Annotated in this window: 7 protein-coding genes; 2 read left to right on the top strand and 5 right to left on the bottom strand. The window is 54.1% G+C overall.

Features of this window, described 5'->3' with window-relative positions:
• The coding region (locus tag RTY00_RS16670; RefSeq protein ID WP_312665186.1) for an alpha/beta hydrolase at positions 1–298 on the bottom strand (298 nt) is incomplete at its 3' end.
• Positions 299–409: 111 nt separating this feature from the next.
• On the opposite strand from RTY00_RS16670, the gene RTY00_RS16665 reads away from it, so the two are divergent.
• Positions 410–1414 (top strand): GlxA family transcriptional regulator, encoded by a 1005-nt coding sequence (locus tag RTY00_RS16665; RefSeq protein WP_312665185.1) that lies wholly within the window; start codon positions 410–412, stop codon positions 1412–1414.
• Between the two features lie 4 nt (positions 1415–1418).
• Here the strand turns inward: RTY00_RS16665 and RTY00_RS16660 are convergent, their stop codons facing one another.
• The gene (locus RTY00_RS16660) at positions 1419–3359 is read right to left on the bottom strand and encodes a methyl-accepting chemotaxis protein (RefSeq protein WP_312665184.1); all 1941 of its coding nucleotides are present in this window, start codon (positions 3357–3359) and stop codon (positions 1419–1421) included.
• Between the two features lie 340 nt (positions 3360–3699).
• Between RTY00_RS16660 and RTY00_RS16655 the strand changes: the two genes are divergently transcribed.
• Positions 3700–4806, top strand: a complete 1107-nt coding sequence (locus tag RTY00_RS16655; protein ID WP_312665183.1) for a Fic family protein — start codon at positions 3700–3702, stop codon at positions 4804–4806.
• Positions 4807–4848: 42 nt separating this feature from the next.
• On the opposite strand, the gene RTY00_RS16650 is transcribed toward RTY00_RS16655, so the two are convergent.
• The 3 genes from RTY00_RS16650 to RTY00_RS16640 form a co-directional block, all read right to left on the bottom strand.
• Complete coding sequence (locus tag RTY00_RS16650; RefSeq protein ID WP_312665182.1) at positions 4849–5190, bottom strand: YebG family protein; 342 nt, start codon at positions 5188–5190, stop codon at positions 4849–4851.
• Positions 5191–5263: 73 nt separating this feature from the next.
• Positions 5264–6058, bottom strand: coding sequence for an SIR2 family protein (locus tag RTY00_RS16645; protein ID WP_008108794.1), 795 nt, complete (start codon positions 6056–6058; stop codon positions 5264–5266).
• Positions 6055–6615: a non-canonical purine NTP pyrophosphatase gene (locus RTY00_RS16640; RefSeq protein WP_312665181.1), complete on the bottom strand. Its 561-nt coding sequence runs from the start codon at positions 6613–6615 to the stop codon at positions 6055–6057. The genes RTY00_RS16645 and RTY00_RS16640 overlap by 4 nt, the downstream gene beginning before the upstream one ends.
• Positions 6616–6936 lie beyond the last annotated feature (321 nt).

Genomic DNA, 6936 nt, shown 5'->3' with positions numbered 1-6936 from the left:
TTGAGTGACCAATATGGATAGCGTTGCGCAGGTCCAGCGCTTTAGCCAGTTCTGCAACGTCGGCGGCGTAAGTGTTCATATCATTGCCGCTATCGGTTTGGTCGGAACGGCCGTGTCCGCGACGGTCGTGGGCGATAACGCGATAACCTTGCGCTAAAAAGAACAACATTTGGTTGTCCCAGTCATCAGCGCTTAACGGCCAGCCGTGGTGAAACACCACCGGTTGGGCATTTTTTGGGCCCCAATCTTTGTAGAAAATGCGGGTGCCGTCTTGAGTAGTAATGATGCCGTTGCTCATGAAAATGTCCTCTGTAGATGATTGTTTGCGTTTGATGGGCTTATTGTCAGGGAAAGCGGCAGCGGCTAACATTGTCAAATATGACACATTAAGGGCCGTAAGTGACAAATCATGAAAACTGCTGAAAACAACGTTGTGGCCGAGATTGGCCTGGTGATCTATCCCGATTGCCAGCTTGCGGCGATTTATGGCTTAACCGATATGTTCAGGATAGCTGCGGAATGGGCGGAGGCGATTTCCGGTGAGTCTAGCAAGCGGACGATCCGGGTGTCACATTGGCAGATCGATGCGCAGAGCGACAAAATGGCCTGTGTCTGGGATAGCCATCCCGATACGCCGCATCGATTAAGCCACGTGATTGCGCCGCCAAGCCTGGTGCAACCGGCAAAGATGGTGCCGATGAAGGTTCCAGCTAACTGGATGAGTGAGCTTTATGACCAAGGCGTAACGCTCTGTTCGGTGTGCGCCGGTGCCTTTGTGCTAGCAGAAACCGGACTGATCGATCACCGTCGCGCCACCACGCACTGGGCCTTTGCGCAGACGCTGTCGGAGCGTTTTCCTCAGATTGAGGTGGCGGTGGAAAATATGGTGATCGACGACGGTGATATTATTACCGCTGGCGGCATTCTGGCGTGGACCGATTTGGGTTTAACGCTGATCGAAAAAGTGCTCGGCACCGGCACCATGCTGGCGACTTCGCGCTTTTTGCTGATCGATCCGCCGCGCCGTGAGCAAAGCACCTACTCCGCATTTATCCCCAATTTCGAGCACGGCGACAGCCAGATTCTGCGTGCACAACATCATTTGCACGCCCATTTTGCCGAACAGCACAGCATTGAGAGCATGTCAGCGCTGGCGAGCATGACGCCACGTACCTTTCTGCGCCATTTCCAAAAAGCGACCGGCATGCGGCCAACGGATTATGTGCAGCAGGTACGCATTATGAAAGCGCGTGACGCGCTGGAACTCAGCAATCGTTCGGTTGATCAGATTGCCTGGGAAATCGGCTACGGCGATCCTTCTGCTTTCCGTAAAATATTCCGTAAACTCACCGGCGTCACGCCCGGCCAGTATCGGCAGCGGTTTGGCACCCAGGAAAGGGTGCCAAATGCGTAAGCAATCAACTCAGCTGGAACCGCCCAACGGTGTTCGCCAGCTGCGAAGCCTGATCTTCCAGCGAACTGGCGGCGGCAGACATCTCCTGCACCAGCGCGGCGTTCTGCTGCGTGGTGCTGTCCATCTCGTTTACCGCGATGGTCACCTGGCTGATCCCGCGCGCCTGCTCATCGGACGCAATCACAATTTCACCGATGATGGTGCGCACTGAATTCACCGCCTGCGTCATCTCCTGCATGGTTCTGCCGGCATCCTGCACCAGCTGCACACCGCTGCCGACGCGCTGCGTCGATTCCTGAATCAGCGCACCGATATCTTTCACCGCATTGGCGCTGCGCTGGGCCAGATTACGTACTTCCGACGCCACCACAGCAAAGCCACGCCCTTGTTCCCCGGCGCGAGCCGCTTCAACTGCGGCGTTCAGCGCCAAAATATTGGTCTGGAAGGCGATGCTGTTGATGATGGCGGTGATATCGCCAATCTTCTTCGCGCTATCGTCGATCTGCGCCATGGTTTGCACCACTTCGCCCACCAGCGTTTCACCGCGGCTGGCGATGTGCGTGGCATTGTCCGTCAACGTTGTTGCCTGATGCGCGTTGGTGGCGTTGTGTTTCACCGTGGCGGTGATCTGCTCCATGCTGGCGGCCGTTTGCTCGAGCGCAGCAGCTTGCTGCTCGGTACGCGAGGCCAGATTGAGGTTGCCGCTGGCAATTTCCCCCGCGCCCTGACGCACCGACGAACTGGCATCCTGAATCTGTCCCACGATATCGCGCAGCTGGTTTTGCATGGTATGCAGCGCATAGAACAAGCTGCTGTTATCGCGCCCCTTCAGCGTGATGACGTTATCAAGTTTGCCATCGGCGACGGCCAGCGCAATGGTCGCGGCTTCCAGCGGTTCGCCACCAATCGGCTTCAGCACTTTGCGGCTGAACAGCATACCCAGCAGCGTACACACCACCAAAATGCTGATGATCATCAGGATCACCGCGTTGATCAGTTGACGATGTGCCGCAGCCATCACCTGGCTGACCGGCGCAACCACGCCGAGATACCATTTCTGCTCGCTGTTACCAATCACCACCGGCTGCCAGGTGACCAGCACATCTTCACCCAGCAAGGCGTCATGATGCTCCATCACGCTGCTGCTGAAGTTATTGGTATCGCCTTTCCACGGCTTGCTGGTCTGGTTTTTATCCGGATAAGAAACCACATTGCCCGCGCTGGAGAGCAACATCGCATAGCCGCTGCCTTCCCACGGTTTGATTTTGTTGACCTTCTCCTGCAGCGACGCCAGCGAAATATCGGACGTCACCACGCCCCACAATTTGCCCTGGCTGACAATCGGTGCTGCCACCGAGGTCAGCAGCGTCGGCACGCCGTTGTAAGCGTAGCTGTACGGTTCGATCAGCATGTCTTTCTGGCTTTTTTGTGGCAGCAGATAGTAATCGCCCTGACCCGGCGTGAAGATTGAGGTCAGCGGATGCATGTTGAATTTGCCGCTTTGATCGCGATCGACAAAGAAGGCGTAACGACCTTTTGGAGCCGCATTGGGTTGAGTGGCAAACTCCGCGTCACGTCCGTCGAAGGCGTTTTCTTCGAAGATCACCGAGATCGACAGATAATCAGGATTATCGCGTAGAGCGGATTCCATCAACTTATCGGCGACTTTACGATCCTGAATCCCTGCCGCTGGCAGCGCAATCAGGCTGTGGCCGAGGTTGTGCGCCACATCGCGCGCATAGCTGAGTTGATGCTGAATTTGCAGCGCCTGGCTTTGCGCAATCTGCTGCAGGTAGTTTTCAGCCAGCGACTTTTGTTCATTACTGGATTGCCAGCTAAGCACGCCGATGGTCACGGCAAAGCCGAGCGTGATGGTTAAGGCGCCCGTCAGCAGCATCTGCGTGCGGGTGCTCATTTTTTTCTTGAGTGATGCGTGTTTGGCCATTATGGCGCTCCTGGAGTTGACACTTTTCGGTAATCAGAACCACTCCCTGTGCGCGTACATCCCTTTGAACACTCTATCGGCGCGCGGCGGGGGAACTTGATGGCGGAGGAGGTCGGATCTCGCCGCGCATGGCGTTATCCAGGTGCGCATGAATGCGCACCCTACGAAAACGCGCCAATCCTTTGTAGGGTCGCCATTAATGGCGACCGACATCAGGTCCGCGCGTAACACCCGCCCTCTCCCTTCTGGTCAATGAGCCGATTACAGGCTATTATTCAGCTCACTATATGAGCCGAATATTAATCCTATTCAGCTCATGCAACTCAGGAGCGAGCTTATAATGTGGATTTGGCAGCAGCCCGATTGGCCGCAGTTTCACTGGCAGGATGAAAAGTTACTGCCGCGCCTGCGCCAATTGCAGCAACAGCGCGGCATCTTGCTGGGCCGCGCCAGCGTGCAAGACAACCGCGAGCAACAAACGCTGGATACGCTGCTCAGTAATATCCTCTCTTCCTCAGCGATTGAAGATGAGCGCGTCAACGCGCAATCGGTACGATCTTCGCTTGCCCGCCGTTTAGGCGTTTCGCTCGATCAGCCGTACCCGGTTTCCGAACGTTCAGAAGGTTTGGCAACCATGATGATGGATGCCATTACGCAACGCGGTCAGGAATTAACGTTGGCGCGTTTATGTCAGTGGCATCGCTGGCTGTTTCCGGAAAGTGAATGGACCATCAAGCGGCTGAATGTTGGCACGCTGCGCGGCGATGAGCCAATGCAGGTGGTTTCAGGCCGTATCGATCGACCCACGGTACATTTCGAAGCGCCGCCGCGCGCCGGGCTGGAAGCACAGCTGGAGGAATTTATCGCCTGGTTTAATCACAGCCGCGAAGATCCGCTGCTCGATCCGCTGTTGCGCGCCGCGTTGTGCCACTTGTGGTTCGTTACGCTGCACCCGTTTGATGACGGTAATGGACGTATCACTCGCGCCCTCACCGATTTGGCGCTGGCGCAGGCTGATAGCCAGAGCATCCGTTTGTATGCCATGTCCGCATCGATTCTGGCGCGACGTGCCGACTATTACCGCATTCTGCAGGAGACGCAGCACGGTGCAATGGACGTCACCGATTGGTTGCTGTGGTTTTGTGATGTGCTAAATGACAGTCTTGAACAGGCGCTGGAAACCGTCACGCGCACGCAAAATAAAGCGCGCTTTTGGTTAATGCATAACGCGGCCGAGTTAAGTGCGGAGCAAACCCGCGTGCTGAATCGCTTGCTGGATGGCGGTGAACAGGGATTTAGTGAAGGCATCAGCGCAGGTCAGTATCAGAAAGTGCCGAAAGTGAGTAAAGCCACCGCGACGCGACATCTGACTGAATTGCTGGCGAAAGGGTGTCTGGATAAATTACCGGGCGGTGGGCGAAGTACGCGGTATCAAATTAAACTTTGATGTGTAACCAGGTGCGCATAAATGCGCACCCTACAAAACCTCTTACGCTGCTTTAACCGCGCGAACTTTCTTTTCCGGCGCTGCCGCTTCAGTCTCAGTTTCCGCAGAGGCTTCAGTCGCTACAGCAACCTCTTCTTCCTTTACCGATTCCGGCAGTTTGCTGGTGCGCAGGATATGCTGCACCGCGTCTTTCTGTTCAGCCAACAGCAGACCCAATGCTTCGGCCTGCGCTTCACCCAGTTCAGGCTGATGCTGCTGCAGCCAATCGGTAAAGGCGTCTGCCATATCAAGCATTTTGTCCCAGGCATCCGCGTCTTTTTTATTGGCAAACGTCATTTTTTCTTCACCCTTTCTGACTACAACATATTTGGTTTCGACTGCCATGATGCACCTCGGTTAACTGTATTTATATACAGTATATTCTGATCAAACTTTTCCAGGCAATGACTTTCTGCCTTTAAGCCAGTAATTCTTCCAGGAACAGCGCCAACGCTTTGCGCGGATCGTCCTCTTCCGAGACGATCATCTCAATGCCCCACTGCCCCAACACCTCTTTTGCCACTGGATTATTGCGGTTAGTGAACAGGTATGATTTGGGACGAGCAGTGGCCAATCCGGTGCGGCCCCACATTTTTGTCAGGCGGTAGAATAACAGACGGATGTTGAAATCACTGATGCTATAGCCAACAAACAATACCGAGTTGCCCATCACGTCGTGCGTGAGTTTGATATCGAGCGGCGAATCAAAATAGAGCCGTTCAAAGTAGCTGCTTTCATCGAGCACGATGGAGGTATCGTCGTCGAAATCACCATGCAACTTAATGATATGGCGCTTATCTTCGGTCAACGACACTAAATCTGCCGCATTCGCCACTTTGCTGTAAGGCACGTTGTGCGCCTCATGCGCCATCTCCAGCCAGCGATCGTAATTGGTGGTATAGATGCGTGAGAAGTTGCCTTGCGTGATCATGGTGTGAATTTCAGAACTGCGTACGTCGATATCCGGACGATGCCATTCGCGATCCATCCAGCTGCGCAGCGGTCCCAGCGAGCCTTTACGCTGTTTGTAATACTCCGCCAGCGACAAATGCGTGCCGTAGGTGTTAAAGATTTTCGGGTCGTAGCCCAGTTCTTTAGCCAGATGCGCAATCAGCTCATGCCATTCCGGCAGGCCAAGATTACGTGAAATGCCCGCACCGGCAAACAGGATCAATTTACCGGCATCGTAGGCGCGTTTTAGCTCGGGTTTCATGCCAATCCCCGCGATGTTTTCAAAAAGGTAGCGAAGCGGTCCAGCGCCAGGCGACGCATCGAAATCTCATTTTTTAGCTCGCCCATTTCAGCGAAGGTTTGCGTGTGCCCTTCCGGGATAAACACGCAGTCCCACTGAAATTCGCGAGGACCAGCAGGCTCGGTGGCGATGGTGCCACGCAGTTCGCCTTCGAACTGATACATTTTTTGCCCGTCACAATAGCCGAGCACGGTTTTCGCCGTGACGCACGGACTATCCAGCCCGCTCACCAGTTTAGTGAAGCGCTCGGCGTTCAGACGGCTCCAGAAGATGCGCGTCAGCCCGGCCGGCAAGCCGTTCAGACCATCCAGATAGAGCCCGGTGTGTTCGACAAATAGCGGACGACCAATAATCGAGAACGCTTTGGTGAGCTTGTCGCGCACCAGTTCGACCTCATTTTCAGTCTGAATCTCTTCAATACGGCGTGCGATAGGCAGCACTTCGACACCGACCGGCTCAAGGATGGTACGCACCTCGGCCAGCTTTAGCTCGTTGGCAGACAGGAATCGTATTTTCATTGCAATCAGTACGTTGAAAGTGGGTTTAGGCTCAGTAAAAGCCTTTCCGTTGGTAGATGATTCTAACGTGCATATGGGTTACTGGGTAGGAACAATCAATTATTTAAGTAAACAAAACTATGACTTTCACCAGGCATGAATCTAAAATAATTATGCGCCACTATTTGAAAAATATGACAAAGAAAAATGAGAACCTCAGATGATCTCTTATTTTCATTCCAGATATTCCATGCTAAGAGATTTGCCCTTCATTTTGCAGGGTGATAACCCAGAGAAAAAATTGCGCTTAACGCTGCTCATTGCTGGATTTTCCAGCATCCT

Origin of the sequence: Pantoea sp. CTOTU49201, assembly GCF_032054795.1 — a bacterium.
Taxonomy (GTDB): domain Bacteria; phylum Pseudomonadota; class Gammaproteobacteria; order Enterobacterales; family Enterobacteriaceae; genus Pantoea; species Pantoea symbiotica.
The sequence above is the reverse complement of the archived record's forward strand: the minus strand, read 5'-3'. Positions and strand labels throughout refer to the sequence as shown.

Excerpts from the sequence above, each read along its gene's own strand:
- RTY00_RS16665 (WP_312665185.1), top strand. The coding sequence starts at position 410 with ATGAAAACTGCTGAAAACAACGTTGTGGCCGAGATTGGCCTGGTGATC.
- RTY00_RS16660 (WP_312665184.1), bottom strand. The coding sequence starts at position 3,359 with ATGGCCAAACACGCATCACTCAAGAAAAAAATGAGCACCCGCACGCAG.
- RTY00_RS16655 (WP_312665183.1), top strand. The coding sequence starts at position 3,700 with ATGTGGATTTGGCAGCAGCCCGATTGGCCGCAGTTTCACTGGCAGGAT.
- RTY00_RS16650 (WP_312665182.1), bottom strand. The coding sequence starts at position 5,190 with ATGGCAGTCGAAACCAAATATGTTGTAGTCAGAAAGGGTGAAGAAAAA.
- RTY00_RS16645 (WP_008108794.1), bottom strand. The coding sequence starts at position 6,058 with ATGAAACCCGAGCTAAAACGCGCCTACGATGCCGGTAAATTGATCCTG.
- RTY00_RS16640 (WP_312665181.1), bottom strand. The coding sequence starts at position 6,615 with ATGAAAATACGATTCCTGTCTGCCAACGAGCTAAAGCTGGCCGAGGTG.